The sequence below is a fragment of the Neobacillus rhizosphaerae genome (assembly GCF_937468385.1).
GTDB lineage: Bacteria > Bacillota > Bacilli > Bacillales > Cytobacillaceae > Neobacillus > Neobacillus rhizosphaerae.
Window position 1 is genome coordinate 42692 of record NZ_CALBWS010000033.1, and the last position, 18945, is coordinate 61636.

The following is an 18945-nucleotide window of genomic DNA, read 5'->3' on the forward strand; positions in this document are numbered from 1 at the left end:
TGAAGTAAAGTGTGCAATCAAGATGTTGTCGGGTTGAAACCCTGGTTCTCCCACAAGGTTCATGTCATTGTTCTCTTCCCTTTTCCCACAAAAAAAAGGCAGGCAACCCATTGAAAGCAATGTTTTGCCTGTCTTTTTGAATGTTACCATGATTATTTCAAACTGCGGTTTAAGAAAGCTTTCGTTCTTTCAAACTGTGGATTAGTAAACAACTCTTCTGGTGCACCAGATTCAACGATCTCCCCATTGTCCATGAAAATGACCTTATTCGCCACTTCCTTGGCAAAGCCCATCTCGTGGGTTACGACAATCATCGTCATATGCTCTTGGGCCAAATCCTTCATGACTTGCAAAACTTCACCTGTCAATTCCGGATCCAATGCAGAAGTAGGTTCGTCAAAGAGCAGAATATCCGGATTCATCATCAGCGCCCTGGCAATGGCTACTCTTTGTTTTTGTCCTCCAGAGAGCTTTCCTGGATAGGCTTCAGCCCAATCAGTGAGTCCGATCTTTTCCAGAAGCTCTGTACTTCTTTGCTTAATTTCAGCGGAGGATTCCTTCTTTACCATTTTCGGAGCAAGCTCCAAATTCTCTTTGACCGTGAGATGTGGAAAGAGATTAAAATGCTGAAAGACCATCCCCATTTTGGCTGTGATTTGTTTGATCTCTTGCGGTTTCGTATAGACTCCATCCCTTACCAGAAAGTTGCCGGACACACTGATGGTGCCACCATCAATTTCTTCAAGATGCACCAAACTACGGAGCATCGTGCTTTTTCCAGAACCGGAGGGACCGATTACGGCTATTACATCGTTTTTATTAACATCAAATGTAATCTGCTTGAGGACATCCAGCTTGCCATAAGACTTTTTAAGGCTGGATACTTCCATGATAGTCATATCCATCACTCCTTTTTATTCAAATTTCAAGCGTTTTTCGAGCCACTTAAAGATAACCGTTAAAAATATCGTCATAATCAAATAAATGACGCCGGCAACGACGAATGGAACAATTGTAAAGTCACGATTGACCGCAGTCTGGGCAAAGTGCAGTAATTCTGGTACTGCCACCGCATAAAGCAGCGCCGTATCCTTGACCAGTGTCACCGATTCGTTCGTCACTGCAGGGAGTGCAATGCGGAACATTTGCGGCAGGATAATCCGTGTCATCGTCTGCCATTTATTCAAACCAAGTACTTTGGATGCTTCATACTGGCCTTTATCAATGGCCAACAGTCCGCCGCGGAAAATTTCAGCGAAATAGGCGGCATAGTTCAAGATAAAACCTAAACAGGCAGCGACAAAGCGATCTAGTACCAAATATTCTCCAATCACAGGGATCATCGGCAGCCCAAAGCATATAAACAACAGTTGGAGCAAGAGTGGCGTCCCGCGCATCAGGTAAATATAGCCCTGTGCAAGCCATGATAACGGCTTGAAACTACTTTTGACAGCCAGCGTTAATAGAAAGCCCAACGGAATGGAAGCCACAATGGCAATCAAGAACAAGAGGACCGTCATCTGTGCCCCTTCCAGCATTGGCTTAAGTATGGAGATTAAATAATCTAAAGACATAGGAAATCCTCCAAAAATGAAAACAGGGTCCCCCATAAGGAAATCCTGTTACCTTATAATCGTTACTACTTTATTACTTTATTTTCGCCAAACCATTTTTTTGAGATTTCTGCGGCAGTGCCGTCTGCATTCATATCGTCGAGTGCATTTTGAAGCTTTTTAAGTAATTCTTCGTTCCCTTTTTTCACACCTATACCATATTCTTCTGGAGCAAGTGATTCATCGAGTACCTTAAAAGTATCTTTCTCTTTCGCCATGTAATAATCAATGACAACCTCATCGATAACAACGGCATCCAAGCGGCCGCTCTTTAAGTCGGTTAATGCCTGAACATTATCGGCAAATTCCGTGACGGTCTTTACTTTGGATTTAATCGGATTCGCGTTCAAGGCATCTGCTGCGGAAGAAAGAGATTGAAGACCAACAACTTTTCCTGCTAAATCATCAAGTTTTGTAAGTTTTGAATTTGCCAAGGTGACCACCACCTGTGCATTTTTTAAATAAGGTTTTGTGAAAAGAACCTTCTTCTTCCGGTCATCCGTTATAGTGTATCCGTTCCAAATAAGATCAATCCGACCGCTGCTTAGCTCAGATTCTTTTGTTTCCCAATCAATGGGCTGAAATTTAACCTTAGCGCCCATTTTTGCTGCAGCTGCTTTGGCGTAGTCAATATCAAAACCAGTGATCTCATTATTCTCATCCCGGAATCCCAAGGGAGCAAATTTATCGTCAATGCCAATCACCAGCGTGTTGTCCTTTTTATCAGCTGATTTAGAACAGCCAGTAACAATTGAAAATACCGCTAATATGACTAAGACAAAAGTTGTTAAACGTTTCATCATTATCGAATACCACCTTTAATAGAATATCATTTCACTTTAGTGCGTTACCATATTATCACGCTATCACATTATAACATTATATTATTATAAAATACAATATCTGTCGAAAAAAACCAAAATTTGTCGTCATGCCCCCAAAATTCATATCATGAGCGATCACCACGGCTTTTAGACTTTTGTCTATAAAGATCAGGAGTTCATCGTAAGAATTAAAGTTCCAGCAATACGATGAACAGGAAAAAGCCCATCTTCGCACTATGGGCTTTCATATCTTATGATTCCACTCCTACAACCACCTAAGTTACCACTTTTGTCTACAAGGTTTTTGCCGGGATTGAAGAAAGTTTAACGGATAACGGAAAGGCTAACAAAAGTAAACAAATAATAAAGCCAATGACTCCACCCCAGCCGAAATTCGACCAGAAAAAGCCGCCGGCAGTACCCGCTGTGCTTGAACCAAAGTAATAAAAAAATAAATAAAGGGAAGAGGCTTGCGCTTTGGCTGTTTGTGCTCTTCTCCCCACCCAGCTCGAGGCAATCGAATGAGAGCCAAAAAAGCCAAAGGTAAAAATAGCAATGCCGATTATTTTTAACACTAAGGGTTCGACAAGTGTCAACGCCGCTCCTGTAACCATAATAACCAGTCCAAGCCATAATACCTTTCGGCGACCAAGCGTATCTGAAAGCCTGCCCATCCATGTTGAACTAAAGGTACCTGTCAAATAAACAATGAAAATCCAGCCGACGATTGTCTGGCTCAATTGATAAGGAGGTGCCATCAATTGAAAGCCGATATAATTATACAACGTGACAAAGCTTCCCATTAGGATAAAAGCGATACAAAATAAACACAATAGTGCCGGGTCTTTCAAATGACCAACCAGGGATTTGACTAACGTTTCTAGTTTCAATGGCTTTGGCGTAAAATTTTTTGAGTTCGGCAAATGGAACCAAAACCAGATGCTAAGCAGTAAGCTAATCGCACCGATACTTCCCATGGCAATCCTCCAAGAAAAAAGGTCCGTAACAGAGCCAGTAATTATTCTTCCTGCCATGCCGCCGATTGAATTCCCACTAATATAAATTCCCATTGCAACACCAAGACTTTTAGGATCAACCTCTTCACCCAAATAAGCCATGGCGATGGCAGGCAACCCCGCAAGAACGATACCTTGCAGGACACGAAAACCGATTAACGAACCGAATGTGGGACTGAAAGCGGTAAAGATTACAATGAGGGAGGATAGGATTAAGGAAGCAGTCATTATTGGTTTACGTCCCCACGCTTCAGATAAGGAACTGGTAAAAAGCATGGCTACTGCAAGCGTAAATGTCGTCACCGATAACGCTAGACTCCCTGTCGCCGCCGTGACATGAAACTCCTTTGAAAAAATCGGCATTAAAGGCTGTACATCATAAAGGATGGAAAACGTGATAAAGCCCCCGGCAAAGAGGGCGAAATTGGCTTTTCGAAAAGCTGTTGTCCCTTGTTGCAGCTTACTCAACAAAAAAACCTTCTTTCAAACTTTTTTACACGTTTCCACTTTACTACTCTAATTTACAAAACTCAAATATATAAATATGGTGTCAGTCACCACAAAAGGACATTTGTTCATTTATAGTGCCTGACACCATTCATCTACTCAAAATCCTCAGTTAGGGGCTCTGTTGTCCCATTTGTTTGTTTTACATCACTGCTATTTTTCTCACTTCCACACTAGTGCCTTCCCAAAGCAAAATGGGGCAACCCTTCGCAATGTTAACCGCCTCATCAATGGTTGTTGCCTTAACAAGGATATATCCTGCGATTGATTCTTTCTTTTCAGTGTAAGGTCCGTCTATCGGTACATTATTTGGTTTTAAAACTCTGCCTTCCGCTGATAGATGATTACCCCCGTCTGCGAGTTTGTCCTTTATAGCCATTGGTTCAATCAGATTAGATATGATTATAACAGCTAAATCGGAAAAAACGTAACGTTATCATTTATCTGAATTATACTGTTCACGTTAGCGCAGAAATTCAAAAAGTGCTCTAAAATCCCTGACAATTCACATACATAAAGCCATTTGTGACAAAAATGTAAGTTTACGGTTTGATTTGTTCGTTAAAGTTATGGATGAAATTCTTCCTGACAAGTATGCTTTTCTTATAAGAGATTGTTCAAAAAGCCCAGGAAACGTAAACACTAATTTCTACATTAGCTTTTGAACAGGTATGATAAGAGTTGTTATTTGAAAGGGGTATTTCAATGGATACAGTATTAATAGGAAGTTCTATTTATAAGGTTTATGGGTCAAAAAATCAAGTTTTTAACGCTTTGCAGGAAGTGAGCTTAACTGTACATAAAGGTGAATTTGTTGGGATTATGGGACCTTCTGGGGCAGGAAAAACGACTCTCCTAAATATTTTAGCCACCATCGATAAACCAACTTCGGGTAATGTTGTGATAGGTGGTAAGAATCTTATCACTATGAATGAAGAACAATTAACGCAATTTCGTCGCGAACATTTAGGGTTTATTTTTCAAGACTATAACTTACTAGATTCATTGACAGTAAAAGAAAATATCCTATTGCCGCTATCTTTATCCAATCATCCTGCTAATGAAATGGAAAAGAGAGTGCATGAATTATCACATGTATTAGGAATCGAAGCCATTTTAGAAAAATACCCGTATGAAATTTCAGGAGGCCAAAAGCAGCGAACATCGGCTGCAAGAGCCATTATCGCAAATCCAAGCTTAGTACTTGCTGATGAGCCAACAGGGGCACTTGATTCAAGATCAGCAACGGATCTTCTCAATACATTTAAACAACTAAATCGTGACTTTCATTCAACGATATTAATGGTTACTCACGATGCTTTTGCTGCTAGTTATTGTGACCGAGTTCTTTTTATGAAGGATGGGAGCCTGGTGACAGAGCTTGTTCGAGGTGATAAGGATCGTAAAGAGTTTTTCCAGCAATTATTAAACACGCTGTCGACTCTAGGGGGTGGGAGTCATGACATTATATAATATCGTATTCAAAAATATTAAGCATAACTTTTCCCAATACATCCTCTACATTGCATCAATGACATTCAGTGTTATGATTTATTTTACCTTTGTATCGCTACAATATAATGATCAAATCACGGCTGCTTTACCAGAATCAGAGAAGTTCGAATCTGCTTTTCTCGGCTCGTCATTCGTACTACTTCTCTTCGTAGCAATCTTTATTTCTTATTCCAATTCTTTTTTTATGAAGCGAAGAAAAAAAGAGATTGGTCTATACTCACTTTTTGGTGTTTCTAGAAAAAAGATCGGTAAAATGCTATTTTGCGAGAATTTCATAATGGGAATTCTCTCACTTCTCATCGGAATTCTCGTTGGGGAATTATTTTCTGTCTTTTTCACTATGATACTAATAAAATTAATGGGTTTTTCGATCGTAGTAAAATTTTCCTTAAGTACATACGCGGTGTTGCAAACAGTTATTCTTTTTTTGATCATCAATTCATTAACTTCGTTGCAAGGATATTTCATTATGTACCGCTTTAAATTGATCGAGCTATTTCATGCTGAAAGAAAGGGAGAAAAGCCTTTTAAACCCTCTTTTATCATTGCGATTCTTGCATTAATGCTAATTGGAATCAGCTACTGGCTTCTACTGAATGCATATGAATCAAAGAGTTGGAATGAACATTTTGGACGAAATCTTTTAATTACCTTAGTGATGATTGTTGCAGGATCGTATTTCTTGTTTCATTCCTTGAGCGGATTCTTTCTAAAAATGCTTCAAAATAACAAACGTTTTTATTATAAATGGTCAAATTTATTAACGATGACGCAATTAACGAATCGATTAAAAACCAATGCCGTCATGCTAACAATGATTTCCGTCTTGAATGCAGTCACTCTCATTGCCTATGGATTTGCTTTTAGTATGTACTATAATTCCTTAGCGACAATCAAGGATTTCACCCCTTATAGTTATCAATACACTGTTACGGGCACAGAAGTAGATGATCGAATCAATCGGATAATTATCAATAATCAAGAACACCCTGTTCTTTTTTCAAAAAAATGGGATTACCTTTTGATGAAAGCTGATGCAACTAACTTACCGAAACTTCCTGGCAGCTACTATTATTTTGATGAAAAAGTTGCTTTAATTCCGCTCAAAACATATAACCAATTGGTAGAGGAATTGAATAAGCCAAAAATAGCAAGCTTAAAAGCGACGGAAGCCGTCTCCATTGTAAAGAATTTTATTGGATCGCAAAATGACAATGAAAATGTCAACAAAAGGATTTTGTTGACATCACCAACCGATGATCAATCGGTAAAAGTAGTCGATACAAAATCACTCAGTTTATTAAACGGAGATGTTCAACCATTTTTAATCGTTATCCAGGATCAATTGTACGAAAAGCTAGCTAAAGAAAATGAGCGAAAAACGGTTCAAGTGTTCAAAATAAAACAGGAAGAAACATCAACTGAACTTACAAACAAAATTAAAGACGTGCTCCCTGCCGAAACCGAATTCTCCAGCTTTTCAGCTAATTACGAAGAAATTCAATCTACTTATGGACTAGTTATTTTTATTAGTGGATTTCTTGGCCTAGTTTTTCTCGCGGCAACAGGTAGTATCATTTACTTTAAAATGCTCACAGAAGCAACCGAGGATCGGACAAGATATTTGGTTCTTCGAAAAATTGGCATTAACAAAAGAGAAGTAAGGAAAGTCATCAGTAAACAATTCAGTATCGTCTTTATATTGCCTTTGATCCTGGGAATTGCCCATAGTAGTATCATCTTAACCGCATTATCAAAAATAATGGACATTAATTTTCTCATACCTGTAATGATTTGTACCGGAACCTATACATTACTTTACGGTTCCTACTATGTGTTTACTGTGATTTCAGGATCGAAGATTGTTAATCAATAACAGAAAAGGTTCGAGGGTAGCTGTCTCGAACCTTTTAAATCTCATTCATTTGATAGTAATCATTTAATCTTGGAAAATGAATCGTAACCGCTGTGAACTTGTTCTCTTCAGAATTAATTGTAAGGCCATGCCCTAGCTTATTTGCTAGCTTTTTGGCTAAATAAAGGCCCATCCCAGTAGAACTTCCGAACATTCTCCCGTTTTCTCCTGTAAATCCCTGATCAAATACACGTGCAATATCTGCTTTCGATATTCCAATCCCATTATCTTCTATAACTAACCGTGTTTCCTTCTGATCCTCTTCCATCGAGATGGATAATTTCCCCTGATTCGCTGTATATTTGAGTGCGTTTGTAATTAGTTGGGAAAGAATGTATAAGAGCCATTTCTGATCTGTTAAAATGTCAATTTGTATTAATTGAAGATCAAGCTGAATTTTTTTCTTAATAAATATCTTCGAATGCTGCCTGATAGCAGAATGAACAACTTTGGATAAATCTACCTCAGTAATGAGATAGTCACGATGAACATGGTCACTGCGAACAAAGTATAGCGCCTGTTCAACATAAGCTTCAATTTTATCAATTTCTTCTTCAAGACTATTAATCGCATCAGATTTATCACTTTGTTCAATGACTAAACGACTAACAGAAATCGGCGTTTTAATATCATGAAACCAAGAGGTCATAAATTCTAAATTTACCTTTTTGTCTTGGAGAATTTCGGTAATCATTTCTTGATGATGTTGCTCCATCTTTTGTAACAAGCTGTGAAATAGATGTTGTTCATATGTTTTGGCTTTTCTAACCAAATTACGTTGAACAGTTTTAAAATGCTTATTTATAATGAAGTATTCACTTAAAAGATAAACACTGAAAAGAACAGCTCCAACAAGCTGAATATATAATAGATTGCTAATGTCTATTTTGAGCATTGGTTCCACCCAAATCATGATGGTCATAAATGTCATAATGAAAATATATGTGAAGATTAATCTTCTTTGATAGAAAAGATAGTGCTTCAAGTTCATGCTAACATATATCCTTGTCCTTTTTTGGTTTGAATATAATCGCCAATTCCTGTTTCATTTAGCTTTCGTCGTAAACGATTTACATTTACGGTTAGGGTATTATCGTCAATATAGCTTTCATTTTCCCATAATACTTGCATCAACTTGTCACGACTTACAATCTTATTTTTATGCTCAAGAAGAACGGATAGAATTTTGAATTCATTTTTCGTCAAATCCATTTCTTTATCATCAACGATAGCAGTTGCAGTTTTTAAATTTAACGTTAAATCACGATGGCAAAGAAGTTCCAGACTTTTCGCTTGATATGTATACGTCCTTCTTAAGATTGCATTTATCTTCGTCAATAACATCTCCATCGAAAAAGGCTTCTGAATGAAATCATCTCCGCCCATATTAATCGCCATCATCATATCCATTTGCTCCGTTCGCGACGATAGAAATAGTATAGGTACATTAGAAAGCCGTCTTATTTTCTCACACCAATAAAAACCGTTATAGTATGGAAGATTAATATCCAACAAAATCAGGTGTGGATTCGTAAGCATAAACTCTTCATCGACCTTTTGAAAATTGTTAATATAGCAAGGCTCATAACCCCAGCTTTTCATGTTTTCACCAACAATTTCGGCAATTTTCCTTTCATCCTCAACAATTAACACTTTAAACATCTCATCCACATCCTAAAACGTAGTTAGTGCTATTTTACCAAAAATCGCCTACCACTCCTACCACTTGAAAATGCAAATCACCAAAATTAATCCATTTACTATTATTTATTTAAAATAATTTAGATTTTTAAAACGGAGCAGTCCATTTCCTTTATCAAAAAACTCCCTGGTTACATTATACGAGGGAAGATAATACTTTCAGCAAAAAGGGGCTGTCCGAAAAGGGTAAATCCAGTAAAAATTGAAAATCAAGTATGTTGATATATCAGCATTCTTAAACAGGTAAAGGGGCATCCAATAGCCGAAAAATCGACTTATTGGACAGCCCCCTAAGTTTTTCTTTAATACTCCCCTTCGAATGGGGTAATTGAAATCTGTAATCGGTTTTCTACTGCACGAAGCCGCTGATTTACTCGTTGGAGACGGCGTTGAAGTTGGTTAATTTCTCTTTCTTGCCGCTCATTCTGTCTTTCAAGCTGATTTACTCTTCCTACAAGCTGTTGCCATTGGGGTAGTTGCAGGAATTGCGATAGTTGTCTGTTGGGGTCATATTGATTCTGCTGTACATATGGAGTGTAGTCGAACTGGACTTGTGGAATTTGATAATTTTCATACGGATACATCTGGGCATCTCTCCTTTTGGGTTAATATCTATAGATTATGTAGGCATTTTGGGTATGAAACGGCGAATGCCCAGAGACTGCCTTTTAAAAAAATGGCCCGATGTTTGAATGCCCAGAACAAAAGGCGCAAGCGCCCGTTTAGCGGCGTATGGACTGGAGCGCTCCAACTGAGATAAAGGAAAATAGAAAAGCGGAAGCGCCTTGCCCAGGGGCGACAAGCATAAGACCAGCCGGTGAGAAGGTTGCTTTTTAACCTTCTTGCCGGATTGGCTTATGACCTCGAGCCCCTAGGCGCTGGAGCTAGACAACACGAAGAGCGATAGCGATTCGATGTTGACTTATCGTAGGGCGGAGAGCGAAGTACACTAGCCGCTGGGCGCTGGAGCTGGATTCAGAGAACTATTTCAATTTATCCACAATTAATTATTTTATAATTTCCTATACAATAAAAAAGCAGGGACCTTAGTTGGTCCCCGCATCACCATTATAAACTATTTTAACAACCGCCTCACAGTGGCTTGGATGGTGGTCGCAGATACATTTAGATGTAGTTGTGTTTAGCTGAAATGTTAATTCTAAATAATGACAAACAAGATTTAAAATTGCGATAAATGTTATTCCAACGAAATCTTCACAACATCATCCAAATATTTCGTTGTATTATATCCATAAACTTCCATCCTTTTAGGAATCACTTTCTCTCCAGCGTTGTTACTTTGCAACCCTATGTTTAGAACTGAAAAGAAATAACGGGGCTGCTCGATTTCCTCATATGAGCCGGGGTTTTCATTCATATCGTATTTAATCCCGTTTTTATCAACAAGTACTCCTTCAGAATTCATCTCCATAGAACTAGTTTCATTTTCATCCTCACCCACAATATTAAATTGAAGCGACTCATATGCTCGATTCTCGATTTCATGATTGCTTATGACAATATTGGTAGGCTGTCCAATTTCCACCTTGTCGATGGAGATTGTACTTCCTGCATATTCAAAGGTTTGAGGATATCCTCTAGAAGCATCCAGTTCGATGGTTTTTAACATGACATCCTGAAAGGCAGCTAAATCCTCCTGACAGTTTTGACAATGATAAATATGTACCTCGAAATCAACCTTTTTTGACCGATCCAGAGTTCTTTCTAAGTAATCGATGTAATTCTTATGATACTCTTTACAGCCATTAAAGCGTGACCCATACCCCATTCCTTTTCTAAGTGACTGGATTCCGGAAAACAAATGCTCTTTCATCTTTTCCACTGAAACTTGGAGAAGATGTGCTGTGTCCTCCTGAGAGATTCCTTTTATATATGTAAGGACCACCGCTTCTTTCTCATACTCTTTCAATTGATCAAGTGCTTTAAATAAATCCTGACGTGGTTCACTTTCCTCTGAAGCTTGTAAACTTCTATCATCAGAAAGCTCCCGGCAGGTATGTATGAAAATGGATGTAACCCACGTTTCGAATGATGTTTCACTTTTAAATCGAGGCAATTCCTTGTGGATTTTTATAATGGACCGGTAAAAAAGCTCTTCCATCTGCTGCTGATTACTAATATAGGACCAACCAAGTGTATAGAACGATTGTTTATGCTGATCGAACCAATCTACGATGTATTCCACGCCATTTTCTCTTATTGTAGTAATTGAAATTGGACCTATTTTTGCTGAGATCATAAATGTGTTTCCCCCCTTTAACATTCGGAAGAATGATCATACTCTTTTCATTATTTACACAGATTCTCCTTACCTTGCACGAAGCACCCCATCTGGATCGACCAAACCAGTAAAAGACCATGTCTTACCTTGATCCTGTGAAGTAAACTTTGCCAATACCTTTCCGCCCAAGTAATCGCCTTCTGGACCTTGATTCACTAATAAAGTTCCTTCCGTTCCGTGAAAAGTAGGAATCTCCGCTACTGTGAAGTAGCCCCGATATTCCTCAGGTATCGGAACCTCTACGCGTTCCCAATTCGCTCCACCATCGGTAGTCCGGAAAAAATTTGGTCTTGGAGGCTGCCCTTCATAGCGATATTCCCCAAAGGAGATAAATCCTAATTGATCGTTAATAAAACCTCCATCTGTCACTAAGGAATAGATGTCATCCACCGGCCCGACCTTGTACCATGACTGGCCACCATCGTTTGTTTTAAAAATAAAGTGTACCTCACTACTCATCGTTTTATCACCGGTAACGATGAGATAACCATCCTGGTCAGACGTGAACCCAAGTATAAGCATGCGCAAAAATGGCAGCTGATCCGAAACCAACGCCTCATTCCAAGATTTCCCTTTATCCCTACTAACCAGAACCCGCATCCCTTGGTTAAGTACAAACGCAGTTATCTCCGGTGTAATCACATAACTGCCATCCATTAACTGTTGTTCCGAACTGTTGGATCCACCGCCAAATAAATTTTCAATCGCAACAGGAACCACCTGCCAATTTTGACCATTGTCATAAGTGACCTTAAGCGTTTTATCCCTAATCTCATAATCTATGCTTTCCGATGGTTCCTCTATTCCGGCTTTCTTTCGATATTCTTCCAACGTTTCAACAGGCGGCAACCCGATTTGCGTATCGGTTGTTCTTTCAATATTTGTTAATGTGTACGTTAAGTTTTCAGCCTTATTGATTGTTAGTTTCCAAACGATAGTAGGAACGACTCTATCATCCTGCATCTTTCCCCAACCGTAATCGATTTCTTGTGTTTCTTCAGGTAACTGAACTTGAAAAACTACTGCAACTACAAAAGAGTTTTCATCTCCCGATAACTTAGTAAATCTAGTAAAGCTCGGATTGGCAATCGTTCCATCGCTCTCTAAACTTTTTATGAAATCAAACCAGATTCGGTATGCAATCGTTTCTGGTTTTTGATCATATTCTTCTACTTGAAGTGTGTAGGGGAGTTTACTGTTTATATCAGCCTTTTTTACTTCGACTTGTTTAGGAATTGGATTTTCATGATCCTCATGAACCATTTGAAACATAATGAAGATAACAATTAATATAGCTATGACAATTAGTAAACGACTTTGCGCTTTTTTCATATGAATCATCCTTCATTCAAAATATATACGTGGTTAAGTACTTTCCTTAGGCTGGAACCTACTCTCCACGATAAAATGGTGCAAATACATAACGGTGTGGAATAATAATATCCTCCTTGCCTGGAATGTATAAGGAAATCGTTGGTCCTGTTTCTGTATCAGCCTTGGAAGGAATATATATCTTACCTTTTTCATCTATAAAGCGAATCCCCTCCGGATTTTTCCAGTCTCTTATTCCTTTATACAGGACAGCATTATTATCTTCATTCCAAGGTTTTACTTCATCTTTAACGGGAATCCATTTTAGCATATTGATGACAATCGATAAATCGTTGTTCGGGTTGTAAACCGTTGTTCCTTCCCCATTCCAATCTTGTTTATGGATCTTTACCTTATTGCTCTTTGTTTTATCAAAATAAATTAAATATCCTGATTGTAATTTCTGGTTTTGGTCAAATCCGTAAATATACGTATAGATATTTGTGATCGTCCCATCCTGTTCAAATTCTATTTCTAAATCATTGGTCATTAAATACGGTTCTAGTTCCATCTTCGCTTTTACAGAATCTATTATTCCACTTAGCTTTGTTGTATAAAAATTATCATTCTCTAGCTTTACTCTTGTTTCAGTTTTCAACTCGAAGATTTTCCAGGCTAAAGCTCCTTTAAAATTGATAGCATTTGAACCAACATAATATACTCCAACAATGGTAAACAGTGAAAATAGAATAACCGTCCATTTCCAAAAGATCTGACGAATGGGCTTAAAAATAGTAAAATATTCGTTTATCTGTTCAAGAGAATGTTCGGTTTTCTTTGAAATTGGGATAAAGGTTTTATCTTGAAAGTAAAGAAAATACCATTTTTTATTTTCCTTTATTATTGTTAAACTTTCCAAGGGAAAAACATAGCGTTCCGTGGAAGTACTTGATACAATAACCAATTGCGTCTTATTGATTTCAATCTGACTACCAACTTGGATTAAGCTGTCTTTTTTCACATGCTTTCGATAAACAACAAAAATATGGATAAACGTTAATAACAGCAGAAAGCTGATTCCTAAAAATATCGGAATATTGGTTTTCAATTGTCCTATTTTTGTAATGCTGTACAAAACCCTCCACAACATTACATAAAGTAGAAGTATAATCAGGCTACTTTTACTTCCAAAAATTAAATCTCGTAAGATTAGTCTTCGATATAATTTTTTTGTCAATTTATTTTCAATTACCATTCTTATACTCCTTTGCCGTCCTTGTTAAATGACAAGTAGAGCGATTATAATAAGTGTTTTTTTCAAGTTTACTAAACCATCTTTATAAATTTTTCCAATTTAATCGTAACATAAAAAACAAACATACTTTAAGGGAAATTTTAGCGGATTTGATGAATGAGTATTTCAAAATTATTAGGCTCTCCGTCCTCAAAATTCTCAATACATTTTTTACACAAAAAAGTACCCCAAAGGTAGACTTTTCTTATGTGTCTACTCTATAGGGTACATTTATATTTAAAGGGCTGTTGCCTTATTTTAAAATGAGTTACGATACACACTCAACATGGCTTGAGTGGTGATCGTAGAGATAAAGGTGTTGTAGTGTTTACCTTAATAGTCCTAATAGCTGTTCACATAAGTAATTACATATACTCTTCAACAATCGCGCCCGATTCTTGAATAAACATTTTAATTATTTTAGCTGGAAACATGCTTTTTTTCTAATTTATACTTTATCTTTACTATTAATATAAGAATGTCTAAAAAACAAAAATAAAGGTAGAGCTAAAGATAATCCAACTGTAAACAGAGATAAAAGACAAATCCATTTTTCTTTAATGTTATACTTTCGTGATTCATTGAACATAAATACCAAGAAAACAACACATGAGATTAAAAAATCAACTGCAAAAAAGGCCGATATCGTGTTAGTAAATAATAATTCCATTAATAAACCTAAATCAAGTCCATTATCCCTGAGGAACTGAATAAAAAAATAATACGGAAAAACAGTACCAATTAGCCCTAAAATTAAATATAATTTTTTCACTGGATAATTTCCCCTTTTTCAACAAAGTTACTATTAGATTACCATAACTAATTCTAAGATCGTTCAAAATATATATATTATTGAAGATTCCTTTACTTAACAATCTGGCCCTATAATGAAAGAAAGCACTGTTCCTTATTACAGGAAAGCGCCCGATTGTTGAAGATCATTGCATATTTAAGATAAGCATCCGTTAGTGAAATAGCATACTAATAAAATGTCTAAAAGGAAAGACTTTTCTTCCTGAGTTCAAAGTAAATGAATAGGTCAGGTTTGTTACAATAAATGCTGCTACATTAATTGTTTCTCAAAACAGTCAACAACTTTCCCTCGCCAATCACTATTACAATAAAACTTAAACCCCCTCGATTTCCAAAACTCTAAAGCATTCAAGTTTTTTTGTAATACACCAATACGAACATTATTGAATTTTTGTTGTTTTAATTTATCCTCAAAAGCAGTATAAGCCTTTTTTCCATATCCTAAAGAATGATAATCACCCTTAATCATTAGTAAACCTATCCACGGATGGTTGTCTTTATGATTATTTTTTAGAAAATCAATTATTCCAATGTGCTTATTTTCTTGAATTATTAGGAAACTATCACTAATTGTGTTAAGAAATTCACTTCTTACTTCTTTTATTGACCTTAAAGGATTTCCATTTTCCAAAATGTTATAAGTTGGATTTGAATTAATTATTTCCATTGCTAATTCTATTGAATTTTCTGTAATAGGTTCAAAAATCATTATTTTTACTCCCCTTTTTTAAAAAAATAATAATATTTGCTGACATTTTCTTTTACCTATAACATTATCCCATATTCAACAAACCTGCCATTAACATAAAGAAAGGGAACAATTTTGCTGCAGAATTGCTCCCGAATGCGGAAGATTGAAAAATGCAAAAGAGCTGCAAAATTGATCATTAGTTATTTCACTAAAGCCCCCGTTACTTTAAGTGAAATTCTTTACAATTACTTCGATGATTAACAGATTTTTAGAAACTACAGCCCTTAAAAACTCAGGATCCATACTATTTTTTAAATCTATTCCCCGTATTAGTGTAAATAATAATAAATACCATTATGCATAAAAATAAAACGAGACCAACGTAGAACAACCACTTAATTTTAAATGCATCACTAAGTACCCAAAATGCCATACTGAATGCTATTGAAAACATCGCTTTACCCATAAACTTACACAATGAAACTGTATCATGTTTTTCTTTTTCTTTTTTATGCATTGTGTTATAGCCCGCAATCAAGAATGAGCCTTTCCCATTTGAAAAGATAATTCCTAGAACAATAAATAATCCAATGAAAATAATAGGTCCGTTCATATTTACTCCTCCCTCAAGAAATAAGTAATAGAATGAACACGCTGCGATGTGGCATCGCTACTTCAAAAGAGCTGGTACCTATATCAAACTTTCTTCAATTCCTATTTTAGCATATTCCAATTTGATCCAATTTACAAAAAACCAAAATTATTTTGAATTATTTATTTTTGCTAACCTGCCCCTTTAGCCATTCATGAAGCGCAAAAATCAGCGCTTCACCACAGAGAATGAAAATGGGTTAGAACCGTCAATACTGATTCTACGGCTGGGAGAGGAAGGTCGCTGAACTATGGTGCGTTAGAGCCCATCCTTTAGTCTGACTCCACCGACCACGGTGCACCACTGACTGTCGCTCCCTTACGGGAAGCACACATAGTAGATTAATCCTATTCTGGTTGCTGCACCAGCCTCTAATCATAATGAGAGCCGTAGAAAGGATGTTTTCAATGGATGTAGTCATTGAAAGAGCATGCGGTATGGATGTCCATAAGGACAACATTACTGCCTGTATTATCACACCCGAAGGAAAGGAGATTCAAACGTTTTCTACTAAAACTGTATTTCTATTACAAATGGTAGATTGGGTTAAACAACATGGCTGCACACATGTTGCCATGGAAAGCACGAGTGTCTATTGGAAGCCGATTGTGAACTTACTTGAAGCTGAGGATATTGAGTTTCTAGTTGTCAATGCCCAGCACATGAAGGCTGTTCCAGGACGCAAGACAGATGTGAAGGATGCAGAATGGATTGCCAAACTTCTTCACCATGGACTACTTAGAGCAAGTTATATTCCAGATCGGAATCAACGTGAACTGCGTGAGCTAGTTCGCTATCGCCGAAGTATTATCGAAGAGCGAGCCAGGCAACATAACCGAATCCAGAAAGTGTTAGAGGGAGCGAACATTAAATTGGGATCTGTTGTTTCAGATGTCTTAGGTGTTTCGGCTCGGGATATGCTCGATGCCATTGCCGATGGTGAGGAGGATCCTGAAAAACTAGCAAACTTTGCCCGGCGTACTATGAAAAAGAAGAAAGAAGAACTGGAACTCGCCCTAAAAGGATATATTAATTCACATCAACGCCTCATGTTAAAAACTATTTTAGGTCATATTGATTTTTTGACAGAGCAAATCAAGATGCTGGATCAGGAAGTTGCGAACAGAGTCAGCCCCCATCAAGAAGATGTGGCACGATTGGATTCCATTCCTGGTATAGCGACCAGAATGGCAGAACAAATCCTATCTGAAATTGGGACTGATGTGAAGAATCAATTCCCTACTGCAGCTCATATGTGTTCTTGGGCAGGCTTGGTTCCTGGGCAAAACGAAAGTGCAGGGAAAAGAAAATCAGCTAAGACTAAAAAAGGGAATAAATATTTAAGATCAGCGTTAACAGAAGCAGCTCATTCAGTAAGAGGATCCAAAAACTATCTCGGAGCACTGTATAGGCGTACAGCATCACGAAAAGGCAAGAAACGTGCTGGTATTGTAGTCGCTCACGCAATGTTACGTATCTCTTATTATTTATTAACTCGAAAAGAAATGTATGTAGACTTAGGTGAAGACTACTTTGATAAGCAGAGACAACAATCAATTGTTCGGCATTCTCTGAGACGACTCGAAAGTTTAGGATACATTGTTACGCTCGAAGAGCCTAAGGCCTCTTAATCCAGTTCACTTATTTACCATAGATCATTGAATCTGGCGCTCTCTTCGCTTTTAAAAAAAAAACAAATGAGCTGCGTCCTCTTAAGTATTGCCTTTTTCTCTGAATTACAGAAATTAATTTTCATAGTAGTTTAAGTACAATCCTTCACAAACTCTAAACTAATTTTAACATTAATATCCAATTTTATTTGAGATTCTTATTCAATTAAATGGCCCTATAATGAAAAAAAGCACTGTTCCTTATTACAGGAAAGCGCCCTTTTCTTGAATAAACAAGTAGCTCATATTATCCGGTATTGTGGAAGCAATTAACTTATTCTTGCTGGTAATGTTAAATATCGTAGAAGAGTGAGATTACTTTGGATTAACAATTGTTTAATTAAAGTTATCCGTTAGGAATAACATTTTCAGAATACCAATAAAAAGCATAATCAGTCATAACTGAAGAATCACCCAACTGATGTAGCATAGCTGAAATATTCCCTCTATGATAGGTTCCATGATTTACAACGTGTAAGACCATTTCAGATATACTTGTTTCTCTTAATCCTGCCCATGGATTATCTAACATTATTCTCTTTTCCATATCTTCCTGTCTGTTCAAAAAGGATTTAAACCGAGATGTTAAAGTGTGAAATTCCGTTTCTAAGTCTTCAATGGGCAGTTTCTCAATCTTTTCTTGAATTTGAAATGAAGATTGCATTGCTTCATTCATACTCTGACCCTCGAGGGTATTAAGCCATCCATATTCCACCAAATAGAGATGAGATAAAACCTTTGAAACAGAAGAAAAGACACTTTTCATTTCCTTTTGATATTTATCAGGAGAAAGTGTCTTAAGATGATCAATAATCCGTTGATTTGCCCATACATGATAGTTATATAGATTTTCTACATGATTTGCCATACAATCGCCTCCTTATCATCACATTTTTTTATATTCTTTATCAGAATGAATTATTCCTTTAAATATTATTACTTATCTGATGAGATCTTCAACTAAATGGCCCTATAAAGGAAGACGCCTTCTTATACAAGAAAAGCGCCCGATTCTTGAAGAACGTTCCATCATTATTACCAAAGAAAAAAAGCCCACCGTTGTTCAATAAGATTAAAAAGAGATTTAGTTACCTGTTCTATTTATAACAACTTCAGGAGTG

18 protein-coding genes are annotated in these 18945 nt (G+C 37.0%); 3 read left to right on the plus strand and 15 right to left on the minus strand.

The window, feature by feature from the left end; genetic code table 11:
• Positions 1-152: 152 nt before the first annotated feature.
• From M5A78_RS20145 to M5A78_RS20165, 5 genes are all read right to left on the minus strand, one after another.
• Positions 153-899 carry an amino acid ABC transporter ATP-binding protein gene (locus M5A78_RS20145; protein ID WP_319942322.1) on the minus strand — a complete coding sequence of 249 codons (747 nt, stop codon included), beginning with the start codon at positions 897-899 and terminating at the stop codon, positions 153-155.
• A 15-nt stretch (positions 900-914) separates the two neighbouring features.
• The gene (locus tag M5A78_RS20150; RefSeq protein WP_248737087.1) at positions 915-1574 is read right to left on the minus strand and encodes an amino acid ABC transporter permease; all 660 of its coding nucleotides are present in this window, start codon (positions 1572-1574) and stop codon (positions 915-917) included.
• A gap of 65 nt (positions 1575-1639) precedes the next feature.
• The gene (locus tag M5A78_RS20155) at positions 1640-2413 is read right to left on the minus strand and encodes an amino acid ABC transporter substrate-binding protein (protein WP_248737088.1); all 774 of its coding nucleotides are present in this window, start codon (positions 2411-2413) and stop codon (positions 1640-1642) included.
• A gap of 317 nt (positions 2414-2730) precedes the next feature.
• Complete coding sequence (locus M5A78_RS20160) at positions 2731-3921, minus strand: MFS transporter (RefSeq protein WP_248737070.1); 1191 nt, start codon at positions 3919-3921, stop codon at positions 2731-2733.
• A gap of 181 nt (positions 3922-4102) precedes the next feature.
• Positions 4103-4339 (minus strand): YciI family protein, encoded by a 237-nt coding sequence (locus M5A78_RS20165; protein WP_248737071.1) that lies wholly within the window; start codon positions 4337-4339, stop codon positions 4103-4105.
• A 326-nt stretch (positions 4340-4665) separates the two neighbouring features.
• On the opposite strand from M5A78_RS20165, the gene M5A78_RS20170 reads away from it, so the two are divergent.
• Complete coding sequence (locus M5A78_RS20170; protein WP_248737072.1) at positions 4666-5433, plus strand: ABC transporter ATP-binding protein; 768 nt, start codon at positions 4666-4668, stop codon at positions 5431-5433.
• The gene (locus M5A78_RS20175; protein ID WP_248737073.1) at positions 5420-7351 is read left to right on the plus strand and encodes an ABC transporter permease; all 1932 of its coding nucleotides are present in this window, start codon (positions 5420-5422) and stop codon (positions 7349-7351) included. The genes M5A78_RS20170 and M5A78_RS20175 overlap by 14 nt, the downstream gene beginning before the upstream one ends.
• 34 nt (positions 7352-7385) lie before the next feature.
• Here the strand turns inward: M5A78_RS20175 and M5A78_RS20180 are convergent, their stop codons facing one another.
• The 9 genes from M5A78_RS20180 to M5A78_RS20220 form a co-directional block, all read right to left on the minus strand.
• Positions 7386-8285 carry a sensor histidine kinase gene (locus M5A78_RS20180; RefSeq protein WP_248737074.1) on the minus strand — a complete coding sequence of 300 codons (900 nt, stop codon included), beginning with the start codon at positions 8283-8285 and terminating at the stop codon, positions 7386-7388.
• Between the two features lie 92 nt (positions 8286-8377).
• A complete protein-coding gene (locus tag M5A78_RS20185) occupies positions 8378-9052 on the minus strand; it encodes a response regulator transcription factor (RefSeq protein WP_248737075.1) in 675 nt (224 codons plus the stop codon).
• A gap of 341 nt (positions 9053-9393) precedes the next feature.
• A complete protein-coding gene (locus tag M5A78_RS20190) occupies positions 9394-9675 on the minus strand; it encodes a hypothetical protein (protein ID WP_248737076.1) in 282 nt (93 codons plus the stop codon).
• A gap of 614 nt (positions 9676-10289) precedes the next feature.
• A complete protein-coding gene (locus M5A78_RS20195) occupies positions 10290-11351 on the minus strand; it encodes a sigma-70 family RNA polymerase sigma factor (RefSeq protein WP_248737077.1) in 1062 nt (353 codons plus the stop codon).
• Between the two features lie 69 nt (positions 11352-11420).
• Positions 11421-12725, minus strand: coding sequence for a WD40/YVTN/BNR-like repeat-containing protein (locus M5A78_RS20200; protein ID WP_248737078.1), 1305 nt, complete (start codon positions 12723-12725; stop codon positions 11421-11423).
• 58 nt (positions 12726-12783) lie between these two features.
• Positions 12784-13839, minus strand: coding sequence for a hypothetical protein (locus M5A78_RS20205; protein ID WP_248737079.1), 1056 nt, complete (start codon positions 13837-13839; stop codon positions 12784-12786).
• Between the two features lie 607 nt (positions 13840-14446).
• Positions 14447-14770, minus strand: a complete 324-nt coding sequence (locus M5A78_RS20210) for a DUF2834 domain-containing protein (protein ID WP_248737080.1) — start codon at positions 14768-14770, stop codon at positions 14447-14449.
• A 291-nt stretch (positions 14771-15061) separates the two neighbouring features.
• Entirely contained in the window at positions 15062-15520 is a 459-nt protein-coding gene (locus M5A78_RS20215; protein ID WP_248737081.1) for a GNAT family N-acetyltransferase, read from the minus strand.
• 286 nt (positions 15521-15806) lie between these two features.
• Positions 15807-16115 (minus strand): DUF3784 domain-containing protein, encoded by a 309-nt coding sequence (locus M5A78_RS20220; protein ID WP_248737082.1) that lies wholly within the window; start codon positions 16113-16115, stop codon positions 15807-15809.
• Between the two features lie 446 nt (positions 16116-16561).
• Between M5A78_RS20220 and M5A78_RS20225 the strand changes: the two genes are divergently transcribed.
• Positions 16562-17785: an IS110 family RNA-guided transposase gene (locus tag M5A78_RS20225; RefSeq protein WP_248737083.1), complete on the plus strand. Its 1224-nt coding sequence runs from the start codon at positions 16562-16564 to the stop codon at positions 17783-17785.
• 385 nt (positions 17786-18170) lie between these two features.
• Here M5A78_RS20225 and M5A78_RS20230 read toward each other — a convergent pair whose 3' ends face one another.
• Positions 18171-18692 carry a DinB family protein gene (locus M5A78_RS20230; protein WP_248737084.1) on the minus strand — a complete coding sequence of 174 codons (522 nt, stop codon included), beginning with the start codon at positions 18690-18692 and terminating at the stop codon, positions 18171-18173.
• Positions 18693-18945: the final 253 nt, after the last annotated feature.